The sequence below is a fragment of the Achromobacter sp. genome, assembly GCF_032102605.1.
Classification (GTDB): domain Bacteria; phylum Pseudomonadota; class Gammaproteobacteria; order Burkholderiales; family Burkholderiaceae_B; genus Achromobacter.
This window is the reverse complement of sequence record NZ_DAMDGT010000003.1, coordinates 202,070-225,899: the sequence shown is the minus strand read 5'-3', so window position 1 is coordinate 225,899 and position 23,830 is coordinate 202,070. Positions and strand designations below refer to the sequence as shown.

At 64.7% G+C, this 23,830-nt stretch carries 19 protein-coding genes and 1 pseudogene; 11 read left to right on the top strand and 9 right to left on the bottom strand.

From position 1 onward, the window contains the following. Nucleotide 1 precedes the first annotated feature (1 nt). The gene (locus tag RT614_RS08960) at nt 2-1,036 is read right to left on the bottom strand and encodes a C45 family peptidase (RefSeq protein ID WP_313621754.1); all 1,035 of its coding nucleotides are present in this window, start codon (nt 1,034-1,036) and stop codon (nt 2-4) included. 168 nt (nt 1,037-1,204) lie between these two features. Here RT614_RS08960 and glnH point away from each other — a divergent pair, with 168 nt between their 5' ends. The 3 genes from glnH (at nt 1,205) to glnQ (ending at nt 3,504) form a co-directional block, all read left to right on the top strand. After that, complete coding sequence (gene glnH, locus RT614_RS08955) at nt 1,205-1,957, top strand: glutamine ABC transporter substrate-binding protein GlnH (protein WP_313621753.1); 753 nt, start codon at nt 1,205-1,207, stop codon at nt 1,955-1,957. 165 nt (nt 1,958-2,122) lie between these two features. Then, a complete protein-coding gene (glnP, locus tag RT614_RS08950) occupies nt 2,123-2,779 on the top strand; it encodes a glutamine ABC transporter permease GlnP (protein ID WP_313621752.1) in 657 nt (218 codons plus the stop codon). Beyond that, nucleotides 2,776-3,504, top strand: a complete 729-nt coding sequence (glnQ, locus tag RT614_RS08945) for a glutamine ABC transporter ATP-binding protein GlnQ (RefSeq protein WP_313621751.1) — start codon at nt 2,776-2,778, stop codon at nt 3,502-3,504. Before glnP ends, glnQ begins: the two co-directional genes overlap by 4 nt. A 54-nt stretch (nt 3,505-3,558) precedes the next feature. Here glnQ and RT614_RS08940 read toward each other — a convergent pair whose 3' ends face one another. The 3 genes from RT614_RS08940 to gmk are packed head-to-tail and all read right to left on the bottom strand — an operon-like array spanning nt 3,559 to nt 6,756. Then, nucleotides 3,559-5,853, bottom strand: coding sequence for a bifunctional (p)ppGpp synthetase/guanosine-3',5'-bis(diphosphate) 3'-pyrophosphohydrolase (locus tag RT614_RS08940; protein ID WP_313621750.1), 2,295 nt, complete (start codon nt 5,851-5,853; stop codon nt 3,559-3,561). A 22-nt stretch (nt 5,854-5,875) separates the two neighbouring features. Next, nucleotides 5,876-6,079, bottom strand: coding sequence for a DNA-directed RNA polymerase subunit omega (gene rpoZ, locus RT614_RS08935; RefSeq protein WP_006219679.1), 204 nt, complete (start codon nt 6,077-6,079; stop codon nt 5,876-5,878). Nucleotides 6,080-6,123: 44 nt separating this feature from the next. Then, the gene (gmk, locus tag RT614_RS08930) at nt 6,124-6,756 is read right to left on the bottom strand and encodes a guanylate kinase (RefSeq protein WP_313622044.1); all 633 of its coding nucleotides are present in this window, start codon (nt 6,754-6,756) and stop codon (nt 6,124-6,126) included. 154 nt (nt 6,757-6,910) lie between these two features. Between gmk and RT614_RS08925 the strand changes: the two genes are divergently transcribed. Further along, nucleotides 6,911-7,681: an SDR family oxidoreductase gene (locus tag RT614_RS08925; protein WP_313621749.1), complete on the top strand. Its 771-nt coding sequence runs from the start codon at nt 6,911-6,913 to the stop codon at nt 7,679-7,681. A 99-nt stretch (nt 7,682-7,780) separates the two neighbouring features. Here RT614_RS08925 and RT614_RS08920 read toward each other — a convergent pair whose 3' ends face one another. Continuing rightward, nucleotides 7,781-8,377, bottom strand: a complete 597-nt coding sequence (locus RT614_RS08920; RefSeq protein WP_313621748.1) for a C40 family peptidase — start codon at nt 8,375-8,377, stop codon at nt 7,781-7,783. Nucleotides 8,378-8,758: 381 nt separating this feature from the next. Between RT614_RS08920 and RT614_RS08915 the strand changes: the two genes are divergently transcribed. Together RT614_RS08915 and RT614_RS08910 are read left to right on the top strand one after the other, a co-directional pair. Further along, nucleotides 8,759-10,258 (top strand): AMP nucleosidase, encoded by a 1,500-nt coding sequence (locus RT614_RS08915; protein ID WP_409558440.1) that lies wholly within the window; start codon nt 8,759-8,761, stop codon nt 10,256-10,258. A gap of 230 nt (nt 10,259-10,488) precedes the next feature. Beyond that, complete coding sequence (locus RT614_RS08910; protein ID WP_409558445.1) at nt 10,489-11,976, top strand: amino acid permease; 1,488 nt, start codon at nt 10,489-10,491, stop codon at nt 11,974-11,976. Between the two features lie 32 nt (nt 11,977-12,008). Here RT614_RS08910 and RT614_RS08905 read toward each other — a convergent pair whose 3' ends face one another. Further along, nucleotides 12,009-12,941: a YicC/YloC family endoribonuclease gene (locus RT614_RS08905; RefSeq protein ID WP_313621746.1), complete on the bottom strand. Its 933-nt coding sequence runs from the start codon at nt 12,939-12,941 to the stop codon at nt 12,009-12,011. 184 nt (nt 12,942-13,125) lie between these two features. Here RT614_RS08905 and rph point away from each other — a divergent pair, with 184 nt between their 5' ends. Next, nucleotides 13,126-13,860 (top strand): ribonuclease PH, encoded by a 735-nt coding sequence (gene rph, locus RT614_RS08900; protein WP_313621745.1) that lies wholly within the window; start codon nt 13,126-13,128, stop codon nt 13,858-13,860. Between the two features lie 79 nt (nt 13,861-13,939). Here the strand turns inward: rph and RT614_RS08895 are convergent, their stop codons facing one another. After that, on the bottom strand, nt 13,940-15,313 hold the full coding sequence (locus RT614_RS08895; protein WP_313621744.1) for an MmgE/PrpD family protein: 1,374 nt from the start codon (nt 15,311-15,313) through the stop codon (nt 13,940-13,942). A gap of 16 nt (nt 15,314-15,329) precedes the next feature. Further along, nucleotides 15,330-16,490, bottom strand: a complete 1,161-nt coding sequence (locus RT614_RS08890; RefSeq protein WP_008165724.1) for an acyl-CoA dehydrogenase family protein — start codon at nt 16,488-16,490, stop codon at nt 15,330-15,332. A 230-nt stretch (nt 16,491-16,720) separates the two neighbouring features. Here RT614_RS08890 and RT614_RS08885 point away from each other — a divergent pair. Beyond that, a pseudogene (locus RT614_RS08885) lies at nt 16,721-18,154 on the top strand (methyl-accepting chemotaxis protein); the annotation flags it as partial. 135 nt (nt 18,155-18,289) lie between these two features. On the opposite strand, the gene RT614_RS08880 reads toward RT614_RS08885, so the two are convergent. Beyond that, nucleotides 18,290-20,086: an EAL domain-containing protein gene (locus RT614_RS08880; protein ID WP_313621743.1), complete on the bottom strand. Its 1,797-nt coding sequence runs from the start codon at nt 20,084-20,086 to the stop codon at nt 18,290-18,292. A 259-nt stretch (nt 20,087-20,345) separates the two neighbouring features. Between RT614_RS08880 and rdgB the strand changes: the two genes are divergently transcribed. The 3 genes from rdgB to glnA all read left to right on the top strand — a co-directional run bounded on the left by rdgB (nt 20,346) and on the right by glnA (nt 23,818). Beyond that, nucleotides 20,346-20,969, top strand: a complete 624-nt coding sequence (gene rdgB / locus RT614_RS08875; protein WP_313621742.1) for an RdgB/HAM1 family non-canonical purine NTP pyrophosphatase — start codon at nt 20,346-20,348, stop codon at nt 20,967-20,969. 32 nt (nt 20,970-21,001) lie between these two features. Further along, entirely contained in the window at nt 21,002-22,222 is a 1,221-nt protein-coding gene (hemW, locus tag RT614_RS08870) for a radical SAM family heme chaperone HemW (protein ID WP_313621741.1), read from the top strand. Between the two features lie 183 nt (nt 22,223-22,405). Continuing rightward, a complete protein-coding gene (gene glnA, locus RT614_RS08865) occupies nt 22,406-23,818 on the top strand; it encodes a type I glutamate--ammonia ligase (RefSeq protein ID WP_313621740.1) in 1,413 nt (470 codons plus the stop codon). Nucleotides 23,819-23,830: the final 12 nt, after the last annotated feature.

The window sequence follows — 23,830 nt, the reverse complement described above, 5'->3', positions numbered from 1 at the left end:
CTCAGTCGGGATCGGACATCACGTCCAGCGCGATGTCCGCCCGCGTCTTGCGGTCGTGCACGCGCAGGACGACCTCGCTGTCGCGTATCTCGAAGATCGCGGTGGCCAGGGTATTTTCTCCATCGGGGTCGTCCCGGGCGGTGCGCAGGATCGGCAGCTTGCCGTGGGCGTCCAGCAGGGCGGCAAGCATGTCGGCGCTGCCCGAGTCCGCGGACCATCCATCCACCAATCCTTCGATCCGGTTCTGACGCGCGCGCGACGAATCGGTGATGATCTGCATCTGTCCGCGGGTGTCGGCATGCACCATGTGGTTGGCATGCCCGTAACGCTTGCCGATTTCCAGGAAGGAAACCGAGCCCGGTATCACTTCCGCGCTGATGATGCGCGGGTCGGAGGCGGCCGCCAGGGTGTGGTGGAAACCGCCGGAATGCAGCAGGCCCTTCAGCAGTTGCAGCGCGTCGTCCAGTGTGGCGCAGTCAAGCACCGCGCGCGCCAGGAACATGCGGGGCACGCCGGCGTGGCGCTGCCGGGTGCGCAGATTGTTGATGGTTTGCACCAGCCCGGCGCGGTTGGCGCCAAAAGTATGGCCCGGCAGCGAGCCCGGATAGTAGAAGCTCAAGTAGCCCGGGGCATCGTCCAGGGCGACATCCACCAGGTGGCATCGGCCATAAAGATAGGGATCGCCGTCTTCGTTATGGCCGATCCAGCGCGAGCCGTCCGCGGCCTTCAGGGCGACGGATGTGCACCCGTCGGTGGTGCTGTGCAGCAGATCGCCGCGGCAGTGCCATAGCAGCACGTCCTTGACCGGCATGCGCAGCCCTTCGGCCATTCCTTCCAATTCTTCCCAGATCTGGGGCAGGGCGGCCTCTGCCTGCTGCGCCAGTTCATCGACGTACGCATGGCCGCGCCACGGCCGCAAGGCGTCCCATGTGTCGCTTTGATCGAGATAGCCCGTCATGATCGGGCGCGCCAGCTTGCCCAGCGCCACGCCGACCTGACGGCGGTTTCCGGCGATGCGTACGTATTTGTAGGCCATGGGAATCCTCCGCGTGTCTCGCGGATTGTAAATTTTTCGGGCTCCGCCGGGTGGGGACGGATGCGTTAAGATCATCGATAAGTTGCGGCGGGGAAATCCGGCGTGGCCCAGGAATCATGCCCTTACAACAACCCCGGGGTGCCTGGCGCTCCCCACGAGGAGAGTTTCATGATCAAACGTAAAGTTGCCGCCGCACTGGTCGGCCTGTCCGTGGCGATGTTTGGCGCCGTCTCGGCCGCGCAGGCCCAGGGCAAGGAATTGGTGGTCGCCACCGATACCGCTTTCGTGCCGTTCGAGTTCAAGCAGGGTAATACCTATACGGGCTTCGACGTGGATCTGTGGGCAGCCATCGCCAAGCAACTCAACCTCAAGTACAAGCTCCAGCCCATGGATTTCGCAGGCATCATCCCCGGCCTGCAGACCAAGAACATCGACGCCGCGCTGGCGGGCATCACCATCCGGGACGACCGCAAGAAGGTCATCGATTTCTCCGACCCGTACTATGAAAGCGGCCTGGCCATCCTGGTGGGCGAAAAGAACACTGACATCACCGACGCCAAGTCGCTGGCCGGCAAAACCGTGGCTGTCAAGACCGGCACCGCCACCGTGGACTTCCTGAAGGCTCAGGTGCCGGACGCCAAGCTCAAGCTGTTCCCCAACATCGATAACGCCTACCTCGAACTGGCCACCGGCCGTGTCGACGCGGCCGTGCATGACACGCCCAATGTGCAGTATTACGCCAACACGGCGGGCAAAGGCCGCGTGAAAGTGGTCGGCTCGGTCAAGAGCGGCGACTTCTACGGCATCGCCTTCCCCAAGGGCAGCGATCTCGTTCCGCAGGTGAACAAGGCGCTCGCAGCGCTCAAGGCCAGCGGCGAATACGACGCGATCTACACCAAGTGGTTCGGCAAGAAGCCCTGATCATTCGGGCGGGCGGCACTTTTCAGGGGCGCGCCGGCTAGGCAGCGGTAAGGGCAGGGTCCGGCGGCGGCGCCGGACTTCAGCGGCGGCGGCAGCCATGACCGCAACCCACCCGCGGCGCGTCCGCCATGATGCGGCGCGCCAGCGCGCCGAAGGGGGAAGATCGTGGAGTTTGACTGGTCGGTAATCGAAGGCGCGTTGCCCAATCTGCTCGAGGGCACGCTCATGACCATCAAGATCACATTCTGGGGCCTGGCGGGCGGTTTCCTGCTGGGCGCGCTCTCGGGTGTGACGCGTGCCTACGGCAACGTGATTCTTTCGGGCATTGCGCAGGTCTATGTCGCGGTCATCCGCGGCACGCCCATCGTCGTGCAGGTCATGTTCATCTATTTCGCCTTGCCTTTGCTGGCGGATATCCGGGTTGATGCGGAATGGGCGGCCATCGCCACGCTCATCATCAATTCCGGGGCGTACATCTCGGAGATCGTGCGCGGGGCGCTGCTGTCGGTGCACAAGGGGCTCAAGGAAGCGGGGCAGGCGATGGGCCTGCCTTTTCACAAGATCCTTTTCCACATCATCGGGCCTGTCGCATTCAGGCGGATGATTCCCCCGCTGGGGAACCAGTGCATCATCAGCCTGAAGGATTCCTCGCTTTTCATCGTGATCGGCGTGGCCGAACTGACGCGGCAGGGGCAGGAAATCATGGCAAGCAACTTCCGCGCCGTCGAAATCTGGTCGGCGGTTGCGATCATCTACCTGATCCTCACCGGTTTGATGGCGTTGAGCCTGCACCTGGTGGAAAAGAGGATGCGCATCATATGAGCATGGTCGAATTTCACAACGTCACGAAGAGCTTCGGCGAATCCATGGTGCTCAACGGGATATCGCTCAACATCGACGCGGGCGAGGTCGTGGTGGTGGTCGGCCCGTCGGGGTCGGGCAAATCCACGTTCCTGCGCTGCATCAATGTGCTCGAGACCATCAACGATGGCGATCTGCTGGTCGATGGCCTGAGCGTCAAGGGCGATCCGGCGCAAGTGCGCGAGATCCGGCGGGAGGCCGGTATGGTCTTCCAGCAGTTCAATCTGTTTCCGCAGATGACCGCGCTTGAAAACGTCATGTTCGGACCCGTGCATACGCGTGGCCAGACGCGCGCCGAGGCCCGCGAAGTGGCCGAGGCGCTGCTGGCCAAGGTTGGCCTGGCCGAGCGCATGAAGCACTATCCGTCGGAGCTGTCCGGGGGCCAGCAGCAACGCGTGGCGATTGCCCGCGCGCTGGCGATCAAGCCCAAGCTGATGCTGTTCGACGAGCCCACGTCCGCCCTGGATCCCGAACTGCGGCACGAAGTGCTCAAGGTGATGCGCGACCTGGCCGAGGAGGGCATGACGATGGTGGTCGTCACGCACGAGATGGAATTCGCGCGCAAGGTCGGCAGCCGCCTGATCTTCATCGACGCGGGCAAGATCGCGCATGACGGACCGCCCGAGGAACTACTCAGCAATCCGCCCAGCCAGCGCCTGAAGGATTTCCTGCAGCACGTGGCCTGAAAAAAAAGCGTCCGGCAAGTTGCCGGACGCCTGGTCTTTCACGCTGGAAAGGCGCTAGCCCTTCACGCGGACGATCTTCTGCACCTGCGGCACGTGGCGGATGGCGCGGATGACCTGCGCCAGGTGCTTGCGGCTATCGACCTGGATGGTTAGGTGCAGCGAAACGGTGGACACGGCGTCGTCGTGCATCGTGACATGCACGATGTTGGCGTCCGCCGCCGTGACTTCCGCAGCCAGCCGGCCCAGCACGCCACGTTCGTTGCGCGTGACGATGTCCAGCCGTGTAGCCAGGTGCTTGGCGGTGTGCGCGTCCCAGCCTACGTTGATCCAGCGTTCGGGTTCGCGCAGGCGCTGGCGCAAGGCCACCGGGCAATCCGCGGTATGCACCACCAGCCCATGGCCCATGCGCATGCCTGCAACGATGGGGTCGCCCGGCAACGGGCCGCAGCACGGCGCCAGCTGCACCGCCTGGCCTTCATTGCCCTGGATCAGGATGGGCGCGCTGCGGGCCGAGGTCAGCTCGTCCACCGCGGCGGCCGTGGTGGCGACAAGCTGATGTTCTGGCGCGAAGCGGCGCGCGACCACCGCGGCCAGGCGCTTGCCCAGGCCGATGTCGGCCAGGATTTCCTCGCGCGAACTGGCGCCGGTGCTGCGCGCCAGTTTCTGCCAGGCGGGGTCGTCGGTGGCGGGCAAGGGCATGTGCAGCTCTTGCATGGCCTGACCCAGCAGCCGTTCGCCAAAGGCGACCGATTCTTCGTACTTGACCGTGCGCAGGTAGTGGCGGATTTCAGAGCGGGCCCGGCCCGTGCGCACGTAGTTGAGCCATTGCGCGTTGGGCCTCGACGCGGGCGAGGTAACGATCTCGACCGTGTCGCCGCTGTTCAGCTCGGTGCGAAGCGGCACGAATTCGCCGTTGACCTTGGCGGCCACCGCCTGGTTGCCGATATCCGTGTGGATGGCATAGGCGAAATCGACTGGCGTGGCGCCTCGGGGCAGCGAAATGATCTTGCCGCGCGGCGTGAACACATAGACCGCATCGGGGAACAGGTCGACCTTGACGTGTTCGAGGAACTCGCCGGAATCGCCGGTCTGGCTCTGGATGTCCAGCAGCGACTGCAGCCATTGGTGCGTGCGCTTTTGCAGATCGTTGAGCGTAAGGTCGGCGCCCTTGTACAACCAGTGCGAGGCCACGCCTTCTTCGGCGACGTGGTGCATGTCGCGCGTGCGGAACTGGAACTCCACGGGCGTGCCGTACGGGCCGACCAACGTCGTGTGCAGGGACTGGTAGCCGTTCACCTTGGGGATGGCGATGTAGTCCTTGAACTTGCCCGGGACCGGCCGGTAGAGCTGGTGCAGGGTGCCCAGCGCCAGATAGCACTCGGGCAGCGTATGCACCACGACGCGAAAGCCGTAGATGTCCAGCACGTCCGAGAACGACTTCTTCTGGTCGACCATCTTGCGATAGATGCCGAACAGGGTTTTTTCGCGGCCGCTGACTTCGGCCTCGATGCCGGCTGCGGGCAACGCCGCGCGCACGGAATCGGCGATCTTGGTGATGACTTCGCGGCGGTTGCCGCGGGCGGCCAGAACCGCCTTGTACAGCACCTGATAGCGGTTTGGGTGCATTGCCGCGAAACAGAGATCCTGCAATTCCCGGAACAGCAGGTTCAGACCCAGCCGATGCGCGATGGGCGCATAGATTTCCAGAGTCTCGCGGGCGATGCGGCGGCGCTTTTCAGGATTGACCGCGTCCAGCGTGCGCATGTTGTGCAGGCGGTCGGCCAGCTTGATGAGGATGACGCGTACGTCGCGCGCCATCGCCAGGAGCATCTTGCGAAAGCTCTCGGCCTGCTGCTCGGCCTTGGTGGCGAAATCCAGGCGGTCCAGCTTGGACAGGCCATCCACCAGTTCCGCGACTTCAGGGCCGAATTTTTCGGCGAGCTCGTGCTTGGCGATGCCCTGGTCTTCCATCACGTCGTGCAGCAGCGCGGCGGACAGCGCGTTGACGTCGAGTTTCCAGCCCGCGCAGATTTCCGTGACGGCGATGGGGTGCGAGATGTAGGGCGAACCGCTGGCGCGGAACTGGCCCAGGTGCGCCTGGTCCGCGAAGCGGTAGGCTTCGCGCACGCGTTCCACGTCTTTCTTGTCGAGATAGCTGCCGATGATTTCGGTCAGCGGCGCCAGGGAAGCGACCGGAGATGCGGTCGCGTCCGCCGCTTCTTGTGCGGCGACGGACGGCGGCGTAGGGGAGTTTTTGTCTTTCTTGCCCGTGCGGCGCCCAAGACGGGAACCGGCACGCAGTGCGGCAAGAAGACCAGATGAAGCGTACTTCAGCCCGGGAAAAGCCATGCTTGCAGCCCCCCGGAGAGTATCAGGTGGGAACTTTGCGCAGCATTTCCACGCCGGTGAGTCCGCCCGCGATTTCGCGCAGTGCCGTGACCGTGGGCTTGTCTTTGCTGTCCAGGCGCGGGGCGTGGCCTTGCGCCAATTCACGGGCGCGATACGTCGCGGCCAGCGTGAGCTTGAAACGATTGGGGATTTGGTTCAGACAGTCTTCGACGGTAATGCGAGCCATTAGGACACCTGGTGCTGATGGATGATGGGGAGAATGCGTTCGGCTCAGTGTTCGGCCGGGATGCCAAGTTGCGCAAACAACTCGGCGTGGCGGGCGGCCTGAGACGAAAAACGCAGCCGAGCGGCGCTGACAATTTGGGTCAGTTCCGACAGGGCCACGCTAAATTCTTGATTAATAATAACATATTCGCATTCCGGCGCGTGGGCGATTTCGCCGCCTGCGGCCATCAGCCTGCGGGCGATGACTTGCGGCTCGTCCTGGCCGCGCGCCTTGAGCCGGCTTTCGAGTTCATCGATGGACGGCGGCAGCACGAAAATCCCGATGGCGCGGGGGAAGCGCTGCTTCACCTGCCGCGCGCCTTGCCAGTCGATCTCCAGCAGCACGTCGTGCCCCTGGCTGGTGGCCTCGTCGATGCGGTCGCGCGGAGTGCCGTAGAAATTGCCATGCACTTCCGCCCATTCCAACAGGTTCTGCGCTTCCCGCATGCGCTTGAATTCGTCGACGGATACGAAACGATATTCGCGGCCATCTTCTTCGCCGGGCCGGGGCGCGCGCGTCGTGCAAGAAATGGAAAGCAGGATGGAGGGGTCTTGGGCAAGCAGCGCCTTGACGAGGCTGGACTTGCCGGCGCCGCTGGGTGCGACGACCATGAAGACGTTTCCGGGAGTGGCGTGCATGAATGAATGTGACCGGCGTGTAATGCTGAGACTCGAAGAATAGCAAATCGCGCGGTCGGCCGCGCTGAAACTGTGTTTCGCTTGGAACCTTCGCTTGCAGCATCCGCAGAATGATTCGGGTAGCATTTCGCGCATCCATAAGAAGGAGAATTCGATGAACACGAACGAGATCGATCCGCCGCGCGTCGCGCTGGTAACCGGCGCCGGCACCGGCATAGGCCGCGCCGTTGCCCTGGAATTCCTGGCGCAGGGATACCGGGTGGTGCTGGCCGGACGCCGGCGCGAACCCCTGGAAGCAACACGCACGGCGGCGGGTGAGGACGGCTTGCGGGCGCTGGTCGTCCCCACGGACGTCTCCGATGAACAGGCGGTGCGGGATCTCTTCGATACCACCCAGCGCGAATATGGCCGGCTGGACGTGCTTTTCAATAACGCCGGGCGCGGAGCGCCGGCCGTGCCCATCGAGGAACTGCCCGTTTCGGTCTGGCGCGAAGTCGTCGACACGAATCTAACCGGCATGTTCCTGTGCGCCCAGGCAGCCATCCGCGTCATGAAGGCGCAGACCCCGCGCGGCGGACGCATCATCAACAACGGCTCGATCTCGTCGCATGCGCCGCGGCCGTTTTCCATTGCCTATACCGCCACCAAGCATGCGGTGACAGGTCTGACCAAATCGATTTCGCTGGATTGCCGGCCTTACAACATCGCCTGCGGCCAGATCGACATTGGCAACGCGGCGACGGACATGACCGAACGCATGGCCGCGGGCATCCTGCAAGCCGATGGCAGCACCAAGGTCGAACCCCGCATGGATGTCGCCCACGTGGCCCAGGCCGTGGCCGCCATGGCGCGCCTGCCGCTGGACGCCAACGTGCAGTTCATGACCATCATGGCGACCAATATGCCGTTTGTCGGCCGGGGCTGAATCATTCCGGCTGGACGCAAAACGGCCGGCACAGACGTGCCGGCATCCCTGCAATCACACCCCATGGCGCCCGCCGGGCGCCGTCCGCCGGCGTTGCGCTCAGCGCGTAGCCTGGGCAAGCATCTGTTTGGGGGGCGTATCCAGGTAAGCGCGCGCGCCGACGAAGCGCTTGGACCAATAGGCGGTCTTCATGTCGTCCACCCGCACTTTGGTGCCTCGGCGCGGTGCATGGACGAATTTGTTCTGGCCAATGTAGATGCCGACGTGCGAGGTCACGCCGCGTCCGCGCGTGGCGAAGAACACCAGATCGCCGGGACGGAGTTCCTTCTTGGCGGACACAGTCTGTCCCTCGCTGCGCTGTGCGCGCGCGGTACGGGGCAATTCGAGTCCGGCGATTTCGCGGAATACATACAGGACAAGCCCGCTGCAATCGAACCCTTCGGCGTCATCGCCGCCCCAGCTGTAGGGAGTGCCGATGGCCTCAAGGCCGGCCTGGACGACGCGGTCGCGCAGCGTGGGAACGGTGGGCTCTTGCGCCAGGCGCAGGCCGCTCAGGGACGGACGGGCTTGTTCGGAGGCCCGGGTGGCGTGTGCGGCGCCGGGAATCCAGGAGAGGGTCAGGGCTAGCAGGGGGGCAGTCAGAAATGCGGGCGTGCGGAAACGGGCAAAGCGAACTTTTCGCGTGGGCGGAGTCATTACGTCACTTCAAAAATCGGAGTGGGCGGCATGGCTTTGCCTGGACAGGCAAGCCGGCGGAAAGGGGGGCGGTTCGCAGGCGGAACACCTGGAATGCTTCACGATTATAGTGTAATAAAGTTTCATTACATTTGTAGTGCAATGCAGCATTATCTCCAGACGCCTGTTACGGCTTTACGGGGAAGGGGCGTAACTGGATTACCGCTTCTTGCGCCGCAGCGGCCAATTCGCGCTCGACACGGCGGCGCGAGCGAGCACTTCCCATATGACACTTCATGTTCCATTGCCTCGGGCATAATCGACTGCATCGGCTTGCGACGTTGGCGACATTCGCGGCTGACGATGCAAGAGAAGACAGATAAGAAGGCGGAGTGAAGCTCAATGATGAACGCAGTACACCCCTTGTCGTCCATGACCCGGCCCGAAGCTTTGCCCTTCGAACCCTTCCAGGACGCGGTGTCCGCGGTGGACCGGCTGGCCGAGATCTATGCGCGCAACACGGCCTTTCTGCGGACCGTCTTCCGCGAGGTCCTGAAGGGCGCCGACACCGGCGTCGGACGGGCGAGGGCTTACTACCCGGCCATTCGCATCGTCGTGGAAACCTACGATCCCATCGATACCCGGCTTTCCTATGGCCACGTGGCCGAGCCCGGCATTTACCAGACGACTGTCACGCAGCCGGCGCTGTTCCGCGACTACCTGATCGAGCAGGTCGGGCAGTTGTTGCAGAACCACCGGGTAGCGGTCGAAGTCGGAGAGTCCGATTCGCCGATCCCGTTGCATTTTGCCTTTCCCGAGGGCGCCTATGTCGAAGGCGAACACCTGGAGGCGCTGAAGCGGCCGTTGCGCGACCTGTTCGACGTGCCCGATCTGGCGGTGACCGACGATGCCATCGTCAATGGGTCCTGGCGCGGCAAGGAAGGCGAGCCTCGGCCGCTGGCGCCGTTCACGGCGCAGCGCGTGGACTATTCGCTGCATCGCCTGCAGCACTACACTTCCACCGCGCCGACGCATTTCCAGAATTTCGTGCTGTTCACCAACTACCAGTTCTACGTGGACGAGTTCTGCGCGCGGGCGCGCGCGCTCATGGCCAGCGGCAATGAAGACTACGAGATGCTGGTCGAGCCGGGCAACCGCATCACTCGCCGCGGCGAAAGCGGGCCGGGCGACGAGGCGCAGGCCGTGCGCCTGCCGCAGATGCCGGCGTACCACCTGGTGCGCGGCGATCATTCCGGCATCACCTTGGTGAACATTGGCGTGGGGCCGTCAAACGCCAAGACCATTACCGACCACATCGCCGTCCTGCGCCCGCACGCGTGGCTGATGCTGGGCCATTGCGCCGGCCTGCGGGATTCGCAGCGCCTGGGCGACTATGTCCTGGCGCATGGCTACGTGCGCGAGGATCACGTGCTGGACGATGACCTGCCCACGTGGGTGCCCGTACCGGCGCTGGCCGAAGTGCAGGTGGCGCTGGAACAGGCGGTGGAAGAGGTGGCCGGGCTGTCCGGCTGGGACTTGAAGCGCATCATGCGCACCGGCACCGTGGCGACGATCGACAACCGCAACTGGGAGTTGCGGGACCATGTCGATCTGGTGGAGCGCTTTGCGCAGTCGCGGGCGATCGCCCTGGATATGGAGTCGGCCACCATCGCGGCGAACGGCTTCCGTTTCAGGGTGCCGTACGGCACCTTGCTGTGCGTGTCGGACAAGCCGCTGCACGGCGAACTGAAGCTGCCGGGCATGGCCAGTGCGTTCTACCGCCGCCAGGTGAACCAGCATCTGGAAATCGGCATCCGTGCATTGGAGCGCCTGCGCGACATGCCGCCGGAACGCCTGCATTCGCGCAAGCTGCGCACCTTCATGGAAACAGCGTTTCAATAATTTGGCGGCGGCGGGGCGCCCGGATCGCATGATCCGTCCCTCGCTTCCCGTCATTTTTCATGTCGGGGCCGATTGCGCTATTCTCGCCCGTTGCTCGGAAATCTCAGGGCACCCGGGGCGCATCGCGCGGGTGCCTTCACGACGTGAAGGAATGCATTTTGGCACCATCGGAACACGATGACCGCCGCTCAGGCGGCACGCGCAATTCAGAGGCGGAAAAGCCCTCTGAATTGCGACGCACGCTGTCCGCGCGCCACCTGACCATGATTGCGGTGGGCGGGTCGATCGGCACGGGGCTGTTCGTGGCTTCGGGCGCGACCATCGCCAAGGCCGGCCCCGGCGGCGCGCTGCTGGGCTACGTGCTCATCGGCATCATGGTTTATTTCCTGATGACCAGCCTGGGTGAACTGGCGGCCGCCATGCCGGTGTCCGGTTCGTTCTCGACCTATGGCGCCCGCTATGTCGAGGACGGCTTCGGCTTCGCGCTCGGCTGGAACTATTGGTACAACTGGGCCGTCACCGTCGCGGTCGACCTGGTGGCCGCGCAGCTCGTCATGGCGTACTGGTTCCCCGACGTGCCCGGCTTTTACTGGAGCGCATTGTTCCTGGCCATCACCTTCGGCTTGAACGCCATGTCCGCCCGGGGATTCGGCGAGGCGGAATTCTGGTTCGCGTTGATCAAGGTCCTGGCCGTGCTGGGATTCGTGACCATGGGCGTGCTGATGCTGCTGGGCATCATTCGCGGTGGTGAAACCGGCGGCGTGGCCAACTGGACTGTCGGCGACGCGCCTTTCGCGGGCGGCTTTGCGGCGCTGATCGGCGTGGCGATGGTGGTGGGCTTTTCGTTCCAGGGAACCGAACTGATCGGCATCGCCGCGGGCGAATCCAAGGATCCTGCCCGCAATCTGCCGCGCGCCGTGCGCCAGGTCTTCTGGCGCATCCTGCTGTTCTACGTGGCCGCCATCCTGGTCATCGGCCTGTTGATTCCCTATACCGACCCCCACCTGCTGCGCAACGACGTCGAGGACATCAGCGTCAGCCCCTTCGCGCTGATCTTCGAGCGGGCAGGGCTGCTGGGAGCCGCCTCGGTCATGAATGCCGTGGTGCTGACATCCGTGCTGTCGGCCGGCAATTCCGGCATGTATGCGGCCACGCGGATGCTGTACAGCCTGGCGCGCGAAGGCAAGGCGCCGCGCGTGTTCGGGCGGATTTCACGTAACGGCGTGCCGCTGTGGGCGCTGCTGGCCACCACCGTCGTGGCGGCGTTGTGCTTCTTTACGTTCATCTTCAGCCCGAACGCGGTCTATATCTGGCTGCTGAATACGTCAGGGATGACCGGCTTCATCGCGTGGCTGGGCATCGCCATCAGCCATTACCGATTCCGCCGGGGCTATGTGAAGCAGGGCAACAACCTGGCCGATCTGCCGTATGTGTCCCCGTTCTTTCCGTTCGGTCCGATCTTCGCGTTCGTCCTGTGCCTGATCATCACGTTGGGCCAGAATTACCAGGCGTTCCTGCAGGACAAGATCGACTGGGGCGGCGTCGTCGCCACTTATATCGGCATTCCGCTGTTCCTGCTGATCTGGGCGGGTTATCGGCTGGCGCGCGGCTCGCGCTTCGTCAATTACCGCGACATGCGTTTCCCGGACGCTCGAGCCCGCAGCCAGTACCTGGACTCGGCCCTGCGGGGCGAACCGGCCATCGGCGAAATCCGGTAGGCAAAGAAAAGGGGCCGCGAGGCCCCTTGTTCTTACTCGATGTTCTGAGCCTGTTCGCGCATCTGTTCGATCAGGAGCTTCAGGTCCATCGCGGCACGCGTGACTTCCATGCTGCCAGCCTTGGAGCCCAGCGTGTTGGCTTCTCGGTTCATTTCCTGGAACAGGAAGTCCAGGCGCTTGCCGGCGCTGCCGGCGTTCTTCTTGCCGCCTGACGACTTGCCGCCGCCGTCGGTCAGCAGGTGGCGCAGTTCTTCCAGGTGCGAGCGCAGGCGCGACAGTTCTTCCGCGACGTCGATGCGCAGCGCAAACAGGTTGGCTTCCTGCGACAGGCGCTCGGACAGTTCGGCGCCGGAGATATGAGCGAAGCCGCCGGGGAACGCGGATTCCACGCTTTCGCGCAGCTTGGCGGCCTGCTTGTCGCGGTGGTCCGCCAGCAGTTGGGGCAGATGCGCCTGGACAATATCGACCACGCGCGCAACGCCGTCCGCGCATTCGCGCATCATGCCGGCCAGGCGTTCGCCTTCTCGCCCGCGGCCTTCCTGCAATTGCGTGAGCGCCTGCTGGGCGGCCTGCAGGCAGGCGGCGCCCCAGATCTGCGGATCGAGCGCGTCGTTGCCGCGCTGGCCGGGCCAGTTAAACAACTCCGCCAGCCGCGGGGACGCGATGTCGGGAATGATGCGGCGGGCCGCCTGAAGCTGCTCGGCCAGGCCTTCAAGCCACGCGGGGTCCAGCTTGGACAGTTCGGTGCTGGCGGCGCGCGTAAAGGAAACGCGGATCTCGACCTTGCCGCGCGCCAGGTTGGCGGTCAGCAGTTCGCGCAGCGGCGTCTCGACATGCCGCAATTCATCGGGCAGGCGGAAATACAGGTCAAGGAAACGGCTGTTGACGCTGCGCAGTTCTATGGCAAGCGTGCCTTGTTCTAAGTCTGCTCGGGCGTTGCCGAAGGCGGTCATGCTGCGGATCATGATGTCGATGTCCTGGTGATTCTTGGAATTGGAGCCGGTTGCGCCGGGGCCCGCGGCGCCGGGTGAACGGAGCGCGGGTCTGTGTTTTCAACCGGATACATCGCGGCAGGATACTCCAAGCGCGATTTTCCCGGGGCTGCTGACCGTACAATGCCGCGATTCGAAGCCAAGTCTGGAGCCCGTCGTGACCACTACCCCCGCCATTGCCCGCCCGTCGGGCCGATCCACCGACCAACTGCGTCCGTTCAGCCTGGAACGCGGCTACACGCGTTACGCCGAAGGTTCGGTGCTGGTGAAGGCCGGCGATACCCACGTGCTGTGCACGGCCAGCGTCCTGGAAAAGGTACCGCCTTTTCTCAAGGGCAAGGGCGAAGGCTGGGTAACCGCTGAATACGGCATGTTGCCGCGGGCCACGCATACGCGCGGTGACCGCGAGGCCGCGCGCGGCAAGCAGAGCGGCCGCACGCAGGAGATCCAGCGCCTGATCGGCCGCAGCCTGCGCGCCGTGTTCGACATGAAAGTGCTGGGCGAACGCACGCTGCATCTGGACTGCGACGTGCTGCAGGCCGACGGCGGCACCCGCTGCGCAAGCATCACCGGCGCCTGGGTCGCTGCTGCGGATGCGGTCGCGCTGCTGATGAAGCGCGGCGACCTGACGTCCAATCCGATTCGCGATGCCGTGGCCGCGGTCTCCGTGGGGCTGGTGCAGGGACGGGCTGTGCTGGACCTGGACTACCAGGAGGATTCGGCCTGCGACGCGGACGTGAACGTGATCATGACCGGCAGCGGCGCGTTCGTGGAAGTGCAGGGCACAGGCGAGGGCGCGACCTTCACCCGTGCGGAGCTGGACACCATGCTGATGCTGGCCGAAGGCGGCATCGCCAACCTGGTGCGCGAGCAGCGGGCCGCGCTGGCCTGATGCCGGCCGTGGCGGCGCTGTATGCCCGCACTGAGTCCGCGGCCTTTTTCACGTGCGGCTTTCGTGCCAGATCGCCAAGTTATCGCGGCAGGAGCGTCTGCACTTTGCCCACGCTTTCCAGACCCCAGATCGTGGCGATCAACCCGCGCAGTTCCTGTTCCGACGCGGCATCGGCGTAGCGGCCCAGGATGAGCGTCTTGTCTTCGATCTCGGGGCGGCTCAGGGTGTTGCCGGGGTCGCCCTTGGGCTCGTCGACACGGCCGTGCAGGGTGCGCCCGTCGCGGGTATGCACCGTGACCTTGCCGATCCAGCGCTGCGGGTAGGCGCCGTCGACTTCGGGGTCCAGCTGCATTTCCACCTTGCCACGGAAAGCCGCGACGCCCGGGTCGTCCAGGCCGGCGTCGAATTCGGCCAGGCCGGCGCGGCCCTGGCGTGCAATCAGCGCCAGCACCGTTCCCATCGAGAACTTGGACTGATGCACGGTCTGCGGATTGACGACGGGTCCCAGCACGTCGATGGCGCCTTGATGGACATGCGCCACGACGCGCTCCACGTCGGCTTCAGTCAGGTTGTTGGCGCGCAGCGCCTGTTGCAGCGCGTCGGCTGCGGGATGCGTGTGGCGGCAGGAGGCATGGAACTTGAACGAAGTCTCGGCCAATGCCCAGCGCTGGCCCAGGCGGTCGCACAGGCGGCTGGGATCGGCGTCCGTCGACATGCCCGCGGCCATGCCTTGCGGGCCTTCCAGGATATGGCGGGCGCCGGTGAAGCCCTCGCGCGCGAGGTAGGCGGCGGTGATGCCGTCGGCAGCCGCCTTCGCGGTGTGCAACTGCTTGGAATCGGCGGCATCGCGCAGGAATTCCCACAGGCCGGCTGCCTGGGTGCCGGCCGAACCCAGCGCATGCAGCATCTGTTCGGGCGACAGGCCCAGAAGCCGGCCCGTGGTGACGGCGGCCGCCAGCGTGCCTGCCGTGCCCGTCGTATGGAAAATCTTGTAGTGCGAGCGGCCGAGGAATTCGCCTACGCGAATGCCGACTTCGTAGCCCGCCACGGCGGCGGTCAGCAGGTCGCGGCCCGAGCTGCCCAGCGCCTGCGCGACGGCCAGGGCCGGCGGAAACACGACGGCGGCGGGATGGAAGACGGAACCGTTGTGCACGTCGTCCTGTTCGACCACGTGCGCGGCGGCCGCGTTGACCATCGCGGCAAACAGCGGGGTGGTGCGGCGGCGATTGATCAGGACTTCGCTGGGGCCGTCGGTGGGGCCCATCGCGGCGGCATAGCGGTCGATGGCCTGCACCGCGCGCGCCGATGCGCCGGCCAGGATGGAGGCCAGGCAGTCGAGGAGCAGATCTTCGGCGCGGCGCAGCACCGGGGCGGGGATGTCTTCGTAGCGCAGATTGGCGGCAAAGGCCGCCAGTTCGGCGCTCAGATGCGGGGTGTCGTGTTGTGCGGTCATGTCGGATGGTGGCGGTTCAGAAGGAACGGGGCAGGCCCAGGATGTGTTCGGCGACGTACGACAGGATCAGGTTGGTGGAAATGGGCGCCACCTGGTACAGGCGGGTTTCACGGAACTTGCGTTCGACGTCGTATTCGGTGGCGAAGCCGAACCCGCCATGGAACTGCAGGCAGGCGTTGGCGGCCTCCCAGGAGGCATCCGCGGCCAGCAGCTTGGCCATGTTGGCCTGGGCGCCGCAGGGCTCGTGGGCGTCGAACAGGCGGCAGGCCTCGTAGCGCATCAGGCTGGCCGCTTCCACGTTGATGTGGGCGCGGGCAATGGGGAACTGCACGCCCTGGTTCTGGCCGATCGGGCGGCCGAACACCATGCGTTCCTTGGCGTAGGCCGTGACCTTGTCCACGAACCAGTAGCCGTCGCCGATGCACTCGGCGGCAATCAGCGTGCGCTCGGCGTTCAGGCCGTCCAGGATGTACTTGAAGCCTTTGCCTTCTTCGCCGATGAGGTTCTCTTCGGGGATTTCCAGGTTGTCGAAGAACAGCTCGTTGGTCTCGTGGTTGACCATGTTGGGAATCGGACGGATGGACATGCCATGCTTGACCGCGTGGTGCAGGTCCACCAGGAAGATGGACATCCCTTCGGACTTGCGCGTGACCTGGTCCAGCGGCGTGGTGCGCGCCAGCAGGATCATCAGGTCCGAATGCTGCACCCGCGAAATCCAGACCTTCTGGCCGTTGATGACGTAGCGGTCGCCGCGCTTGACGGCGGTGGTCTTGATCTTGGTGGTGTCGGTGCCGGTGGTGGGTTCGGTCACGCCCATGGATTGCAGGCGCAGTTCGCCGGCGGCGATGCGCGGCAGGTATTCGCGCTTCTGGGCCTCGGAACCGTGGCGCAGCAGCGTGCCCATGTTGTACATCTGGCCGTGGCAGGCGCCGGAATTGCCGCCGCTGCGGTTGATCTCTTCCATGATGACCGAGGCTTCGGTCAGGCCCAGGCCCGAGCCGCCATATTCCTGCGGGATCAGCGCGGCCAGCCAGCCGGCTTCGGTAAGCGCGCGGACGAAGTCCTCGGGATAGCCGCGTTCTTCGTCGACCTTGCGGAAATATTCGGAGGGGAACTGGGCGCAGAGGTCGCGCACGGCTTCGCGGATGTCCTGGTAGGCGTGGGAGGCGTGGGGCATAAGGCTACTGTTCTGATTGAGGGAAATGGTTCGGTACAGGGTCGAATGTGCCGCAAGGCCGCGCACGTGCCAATTCACAAATGATTAATACGGGGTTCCTGTTCGCAAAAGCGCGGTTTCATGACGGCAGTGCGTCAGGCGCATCCGAGGTTGTGTCAAGAAATTGCCAAACTGGGTGTCCATAATCCGGGTCACTGCCGCACAGGCGGCGAAGCTACACACGGACGGATATGCGGAAAAATCTGAGGGTCACGACAGCGTTGTCGGCCATTCTCTCTTTGTTTGTGGTGCTGTTCGCCGTCGCCGCGGCGGCGGGTATCACCGTGCTGCGCGACAACCGCGCAGACATCGAAGCCCTGGGGCGAGGCAGCATCGAACGGGCCAGCGACCTTGCCGACATGACCAGCCGGCTGTTCCAGGCGCGTGCCGCGCTGACGGACGCCAAGACCGCCATGGAAGGCGGGCTCGAAGAAGCGCGCAATGAATCGCTTGGCCAGGCGGATGCGCTGCTCAAGCAGGCCGCCGCCAGCCAGGCCCGGCTGCTCGCGAACCCGGACGAGAGCGAACAGGGCGGACCCTTGTTTGGCCAGGTGCTGACGGCATACACGGCATTCGCCGACCAGACCCTGTTGCCCATGAGCAAGGCAATACAGGGCTGGAACGGCATCGAGGTGAACAAGCTGGCGGACAAGGCGTTGCCCGCCAGCGGCGCGGCGTACGTCAAGCAGGTGGACGCCTACCAGGCCTATGCCCGTGAACACGGCCAGACCGCCGTCACGGGGGCCAGCCGAACGCTTGAATGGGTCATCATGGTGGCGGCGGGCGTGTTGGGATTCGTCCTGCTCGTGGCCGTCGTGATCCGGCTGGCGTTCCGTCGCGGCATCCTGCGGCCGCTGATCGAGGCGGGCGCGCACTTCGACCGCATCGCCGACGGCGACCTGACGGGCGCAATCGCCCTGCGCGGCGACAACGAAATCGGCGTCCTGTATTCAGCCATGCGCCGCATGCAGACGGGGCTGTCGGCTGCCGTGGCGTCGGTACGCCATGGCGTCGAGGAAATCCACACGGGCGCTGGCGAGATCGCGGCGGGCGGCGCGGACATGTCCGACCGCACGGCCCGGCAGGCCGGTTCGCTGCAGGAGGCCGCGGCCAACATGACGCAGCTGGCGCATACCGTGCAGCTGACCGCAGGAAACGCCGATCTGGCCAGCCGCCAGGCCCTGAGCGCGACGCAACTGGCGCAGCGGGGCGGCCAGGCCGTCGAGGAAGTGGTGCACAGCATGCAGGGCATCGCGGACAGCGCGCGCCGAATCGGCGAGATCGTGGGGGTCGTGGACAGCATTGCGTTCCAGACCAACATTCTTGCGCTGAACGCGGCGGTGGAAGCTGCACGCGCCGGGGAACAAGGCAAGGGTTTTGCGGTGGTGGCGGGCGAGGTGCGTTCGCTCGCCCAGCGCAGCGCCCAGGCGGCCCGGGAGATCAAGGGGTTGATTGAAGACTCCGCCCAACGCGTGGACGCCGGCGTGCGTCACGTCAACCTGGCGGGCGACACCATGCGCGATATGGTGGACTCCGTCGACCGCGTAACCCAGATCGTGGCCGAGATCTCCAGCGCCACGGCCGAGCAGGCGGCGGGCATCGCGTCGGTGAACGATGCGGTGGCGGATATCGAGCGCTCCACGCAGGAAACCGCCGCCATGGTCGAGCAGACCGCGGCAGCGGCGGCCGCGCTGGAGACGCAGGCCCAAGGACTGCGCCGGGCCGTTTCAGTGTTCCAGATATCGAAGGGCGCGCAGGCTTCAGCCAGCGAGCTGCGGCAGGACGGCGCCGCTATAGCGCTCGGTCACGAGCGACAGGTTCCCGTGCTTGACCTTGTGCTTGACATGGGCAGCCGCCGACGCGATGTCCTCGGGGCGGATGCGCTCGCATAACGACGGCGTGACAGTCACCGCGCCCACGCCCAGCGTCACGAAAGGGAAGAAGCGCGGCACGCCGTAACGGTCCTCGGCCTCGATACCGCCGTTGCGGCGGCCCTGTTCGTCGTACAGGGCCACGGCGGCTTCGTTGAACTCGGCGATGACGCGCTCGATGCGGGCCTTCCAGTCCGGGCTGCGAAGCAGCACCACGAAATCGTCGCCGCCCACGTGCCCCACGAAGTCGCGTTGCGGATCGCAGTGGCGCTTGATGACGTCGGCGGTGAGCATGATCATGTCGTCGCCGCGCCAATAACCGTAGACGTCGTTGAAGGGCTTGAAGTTGTTCAAGTCCCCATAGCAGATGGTGAAGTCCGCGGCGTCTTCGAGCAGGGTGGCGATGTGGCGGCTGATGGGGATATTGCCCGGCAGCGAGGTCAGCGGATTGGCGTAGCGCGCGGCCTCGATCCGCATTTCGGTCACGGAGCGCACCAGGGTTTCGCCGGTGGCCAGGCCGTCGTAGCGGCCGTCGCGAGTGATGATCAGGCCGTCCATCAGGTAGCGCTGATCTTCGGAAATCAGCACATGGCTCAACTGGTCGATGGAGACGTTCAGGTCCACCAGCACCGGTTCGGCGTTCATGAAGGTAGAGCAGGCGTCGCGGCCGAAAAGTTCGCGCGTGTAGCGTTGGGCGTAGTGCTCGGAAAAGTCCCGGCGGTTGATGATGCCGACCGGGCGGTTGTCGCCGTCGACCACCGCCATGGCATGCAGGCTCTTGTGTTCCAGGAACAGCCGGTGGACGTCGTCGTTCGTGTGCTTGGTCAACAAGGCCGCCGGGGCTTCGACCCTCAGGCTGGCTGCCGTGCCGCCCGCCGACCGTTGCGACAGGGGGGCGGACGTGCGTATCCGCAGCGAATCGCGCAGGGGCGGCGTCAGTTCCGTAAGCAAGGTTTCGTCGGGCATGCCCAGGAACCAGCCCTGGGCATAGCGGATATCCAGTTCGCGCACCACGGCCAGGTCTTCCGCGGTTTCGATGCCCTCTGCCACGACGGACGTGCCGAGATGCTGCGCCACCTTCAGGATGGCTCGCACCATGTTTTGCTTGCGCTCGTCGTGGCCGATGCCGTCGAAGAAATAGCGGTCGATCTTGACGAGTTCAGGCTGCGTTTCGGCCCAAAGCTGAAGATTCGAATTGCCGACGCCGTAGTCGTCCAGCGCGATGCGCATGCCCGCTTCGCGCAGACAGGCGAAAGCGTCGTGCAGTTCGGTCATGCGGTCCGACAGGGGATCCTGCTCGGTGAGCTCCACCACGATGTTCGCAGGTTCGAGGGCGCAATCCTTGAGCAGGCGCACCGGCATTTCGTCGCCCCACAAAGTCCAGTAGTGGAGCAGGGCGGATCCCGAGAGGTTCAGGAACAGCTTGCCGGCAGCGTCGTTCTGTTCAAAGCCGCGGGCGCCGGCGCGGAAACTGGCCAGTTCAAGTTGTGGGTGCAGCCCCTGGCGACGGGCTTCAGCGAACAGCGCGTCGGGGTAGTGCAGGGGAGTGTCGGCGGGGCCGCGAATCAGGCTTTCATGGCCAAAGATGCGGCTGTGGGACAAGTCGACTACCGGCTGGAAACGAGGCCGCAGCAGTCTTTCGCGCAGGATGCCAGCCAAGCTGGCATGGGCCGGCGCCCCGTCCATGGATATGTGGGGAGCGCGGGCCGCAGCCTGCCGGGGCAAAGCGTGAATTAAGTTCATCGCCAGGGCATTCAGATACGATCAGTGACAAGATAGGTCATATTGACAACAAAATATGTCTGCGGTGTTGCGCCGAATCGTGATTTGCAATCTTCAGTCGCTGTTACAAAAGTGTCAACAAGCATTTAATGCGTTCGTGGTACCCGCGCCAACAATGTGGCTTGGAGGCCCGGATAGGCCCTCGCCCTATACAATTCGCGCTATGACTTCCCCCAAAATTCCCGACTCCCTGCGCCGCGTCGTCCTCGCGTCCAACAACGCCGGCAAGCTGCGCGAGTTTTCCGCGTTGTTCGCGCCGTTGGGCATCGAACTCGTGCCCCAGGGCGAACTGGGCGTGCCCGAAGCCGAAGAGCCGCATGTCACTTTCGTCGAAAATGCGCTGGCCAAGGCGCGCCACGCCAGCCGCCTGACCGGCCTGCCGGCCCTGGCGGACGACTCCGGACTGTGCGTTGCTGCCCTGGACGGTGCGCCCGGCGTGTATTCGGCCCGCTACGCAAAGATGCATGGGGGCGAAAAATCCGACGCCGCCAACAATGCGCTGCTGGTGCGCAACCTGGCCGCGATGGCTGACCGCAGCGCCTGGTACGTGGCCGTGCTGGCGCTGGTGCGCTCAGAAAACGATCCGCGTCCGCTCATCGGCGAAGGCCTGTGGCATGGCGAGATCATCGATGCGCCCGAAGGCGCCAACGGCTTTGGCTACGATCCGCATTTCTACCTGCCCGACATGGCGCTGACCGCAGCCTCGCTGGATCCCGACGAAAAGAATCGGGTCAGCCATCGGGCCCGCGCGCTGCGCGAACTGCTGAGCAAGCTCGGCCAGGCTTGAAGAGGGCGCCCGCGCGGCGCCAGGAATTCCGCATGTCCATCACCATACCCATACGCAACGAGATGGGCGCGAAGCCATCGCGCCTGGTCACGCCGGCGGGCGCCACGCTCACCAGCCTGCCGCCGCTGTCCGTCTATGTCCACGTGCCCTGGTGCGTGCGCAAGTGTCCATATTGCGACTTCAATTCGCACGCCGCGCCCGGCGAGATCCCGGAGCGCGCGTACCTTGACGCGTTGCGCAGCGACCTTGAACAGGCGCTGCCCTCCATCTGGGGCCGGCAGGTTATCTCCGTTTTCATTGGCGGAGGCACCCCGAGCCTGCTGTCTGCCGCAGGCCTGGACGAAATGCTGGCCATGCTGCGGGCTTACCTGAATGTCTGGCCGGACGCCGAAATCACCATGGAGGCAAACCCCGGCACCGCCGAGGCCAGCCGGTTCCGCGACTACGCTGCAAGCGGGGTCACGCGATTTTCGCTGGGCATCCAAAGCTTTGACGACGCCCAGTTGAAGAAGCTGGGCCGCATCCATGACGCCGCGCAGGCGCGCGCCGCCATCGACATGGCGCAGCGCGCCGTGACGCGCGTCAACCTGGACATGATGTTCGCATTGCCGGGGCAGACGCTGGAAGCCTGTATGGCCGATTTGCGGCAGGCGGTGTCGTTTGGCACCGAACACCTGTCGCTGTATCACCTGACCATGGAGCCGAACACAGTCTTCGCGAAGTTTCCGCCCGAAGACCTGCCGGACGACGACACCAGCGCGGCGATGCAGGATGCCGTGGAATCCGAACTGGCCGCGGCGGGGCTGTCGCGCTACGAAGTGTCGGCGTACGCCAAGGCGGGCGCCCGCTCCCGCCACAACATGAATTATTGGGAATTCGGCGACTACCTGGGCATCGGGCCGGGGGCGCACGGCAAGCTGTCGTTCCACGACAAAATCGTGCGCGAGGCCCGTCTGCGCAGCCCGGATTCCTGGATGCAGGCCGCCATGGCGCGTGACGGCAGCCATCTGGCCGAAAGCCGCCAGGTTGGCCCGGACGAACTGCCGTTCGAATTCATGCTCAATGCGCTGCGCCTGAAAGACGGCGTGTCCGCGGCAAGCTTCAATGAACGCACCGGCCTGTCGCTGGCCGCCATTGCGCACCAACTGGAGGCAGCCTCAAAACGGGGCCTCCTGGATGCCGATCCCACCCGCCTGCGGGCGACGCCCCTGGGATGGAGATTCCTCAACGACCTGCAGGAAATGTTCCTGTAGCGTTCGGGCACCAAGATGGGGCAATCATGCTCCATCTTTTGCACCATATTGGTGCTACATTTTACCATGACCGTGCAGCCTTCCCCGGGGAATCCCCGGGGAATAACCTGGCACGCTTATTGCTTTTATCCCTGTGCCAGTCGACGGGCAAAGCCCTCGACCCTTTTATCTAATGGAGATGACATGGCAAGCCCGAAAGACGTCCTGAAACAGATCGCCGATAACGAAGTGAAATTCGTGGATTTCCGCTTTACCGATACGGTTGGCCGTGAGCACCACGTTTCCGTGCCCACCACCGCTATCGATGAAGACAAGCTGGAAAGCGGGCAGGCTTTCGACGGTTCGTCGATCCCGGGCTGGAAGGGTATTGAAGCGTCCGACATGCTGCTCATCCCCGACTGCTCCACGGCCAACCTGGACCCGTTCCGCGAAGAGCCGACCCTGATCCTTTCGTGCGACGTGGTCGAACCGTCGGACCTGAAGGGTTACGACCGTGACCCGCGTTCGCTGGCCAAGCGCGCTGAAGCCTACCTGAAGTCCTCCGGCCTGGGCGACACCGCCTACTTCGGTCCGGAACCTGAATTCTTCGTGTTCGACGGCGTGACCTGGAACACCGACATGTCGGGCACGTTCGTCAAGATCAAGTCCGAAGAAGCTCCCTGGTCCACCGGCCTGGAATTCGAAGGCGGCAACACCGGTCATCGTCCGGGCGTGAAGGGCGGCTACTTCCCCGTTCCGCCGGTCGATTCCTTCCAGGACATGCGTTCGGAAATGTGCCTGCTGATGGAACAGATGGGCGTGCCGGTTGAAGTGCACCACCACGAAGTGGCTGCTCCCGGCCAGCTCGAAATCGGCACCAAGTTCAGCACGCTGGTCCAGCGCGCCGACTGGACGCAGATCGTCAAGTACATCGTGCACAACGTGGCCCACGCCTACGGCAAGACCGCCACGTTCATGCCCAAGCCCATCGTCGGCGACAACGGTTCCGGCATGCACGTCCACCAGTCCATCTGGAAGGACGGCCAGAACCTGTTCGCAGGCAACGGCTACGCCGGCCTGTCCGAGTTCGCCCTGTATTACATCGGCGGCATCATCAAGCACGCGCGTGCCCTGAACGCCATCACCAACCCGGGCACGAACTCGTACAAGCGCCTGGTCCCGCACTTCGAAGCGCCCGTGAAGCTGGCTTACTCGGCCCGCAACCGCTCGGCCTCGATCCGCATCCCCTACGTGGGCAACCCGAAGGGCCGCCGCGTCGAAGCGCGCTTCCCGGACCCCCTGGCCAACCCGTACCTGGCTTTCTCGGCGCTGATGATGGCCGGCCTGGACGGCGTCCAGAACAAGATCCACCCCGGCGATCCGGCCGACAAGAACCTGTACGACCTGCCGCCGGAAGAAGACGCGAAGATCCCGACCGTCTGCGCCTCGCTCGAAGAAGCGCTGGAGCACCTGGACAAGGATCGCGAATTCCTGACCCGTGGCGGCGTGTTCAGCAACGACATGCTCAACGCCTACATCGACCTGAAGATGGCCGACGTGACGCGCCTGCGCATGACGACGCACCCGGTCGAATTCGACATGTACTACAGCCTCTGATGGTTTGAGGCC

What these genes read in the sequence shown, in the direction of transcription:
- RT614_RS08960 (WP_313621754.1), bottom strand. Translation starts at nt 1,036, where the DNA reads ATGGCCTACAAATACGTACGCATCGCCGGAAACCGCCGTCAGGTCGGC.
- glnH (WP_313621753.1), top strand. Translation starts at nt 1,205, where the DNA reads ATGATCAAACGTAAAGTTGCCGCCGCACTGGTCGGCCTGTCCGTGGCG.
- glnQ (WP_313621751.1), top strand. Translation starts at nt 2,776, where the DNA reads ATGAGCATGGTCGAATTTCACAACGTCACGAAGAGCTTCGGCGAATCC.
- RT614_RS08940 (WP_313621750.1), bottom strand. Translation starts at nt 5,853, where the DNA reads ATGGCTTTTCCCGGGCTGAAGTACGCTTCATCTGGTCTTCTTGCCGCA.
- rpoZ (WP_006219679.1), bottom strand. Translation starts at nt 6,079, where the DNA reads ATGGCTCGCATTACCGTCGAAGACTGTCTGAACCAAATCCCCAATCGT.
- gmk (WP_313622044.1), bottom strand. Translation starts at nt 6,756, where the DNA reads ATGCACGCCACTCCCGGAAACGTCTTCATGGTCGTCGCACCCAGCGGC.
- RT614_RS08925 (WP_313621749.1), top strand. Translation starts at nt 6,911, where the DNA reads ATGAACACGAACGAGATCGATCCGCCGCGCGTCGCGCTGGTAACCGGC.
- RT614_RS08920 (WP_313621748.1), bottom strand. Translation starts at nt 8,377, where the DNA reads ATGACTCCGCCCACGCGAAAAGTTCGCTTTGCCCGTTTCCGCACGCCC.
- RT614_RS08915 (WP_409558440.1), top strand. Translation starts at nt 8,759, where the DNA reads ATGATGAACGCAGTACACCCCTTGTCGTCCATGACCCGGCCCGAAGCT.
- RT614_RS08905 (WP_313621746.1), bottom strand. Translation starts at nt 12,941, where the DNA reads ATGATCCGCAGCATGACCGCCTTCGGCAACGCCCGAGCAGACTTAGAA.
- RT614_RS08895 (WP_313621744.1), bottom strand. Translation starts at nt 15,313, where the DNA reads ATGACCGCACAACACGACACCCCGCATCTGAGCGCCGAACTGGCGGCC.
- RT614_RS08890 (WP_008165724.1), bottom strand. Translation starts at nt 16,490, where the DNA reads ATGCCCCACGCCTCCCACGCCTACCAGGACATCCGCGAAGCCGTGCGC.
- RT614_RS08880 (WP_313621743.1), bottom strand. Translation starts at nt 20,086, where the DNA reads ATGGACGGGGCGCCGGCCCATGCCAGCTTGGCTGGCATCCTGCGCGAA.
- rdgB (WP_313621742.1), top strand. Translation starts at nt 20,346, where the DNA reads ATGACTTCCCCCAAAATTCCCGACTCCCTGCGCCGCGTCGTCCTCGCG.
- hemW (WP_313621741.1), top strand. Translation starts at nt 21,002, where the DNA reads ATGTCCATCACCATACCCATACGCAACGAGATGGGCGCGAAGCCATCG.
- glnA (WP_313621740.1), top strand. Translation starts at nt 22,406, where the DNA reads ATGGCAAGCCCGAAAGACGTCCTGAAACAGATCGCCGATAACGAAGTG.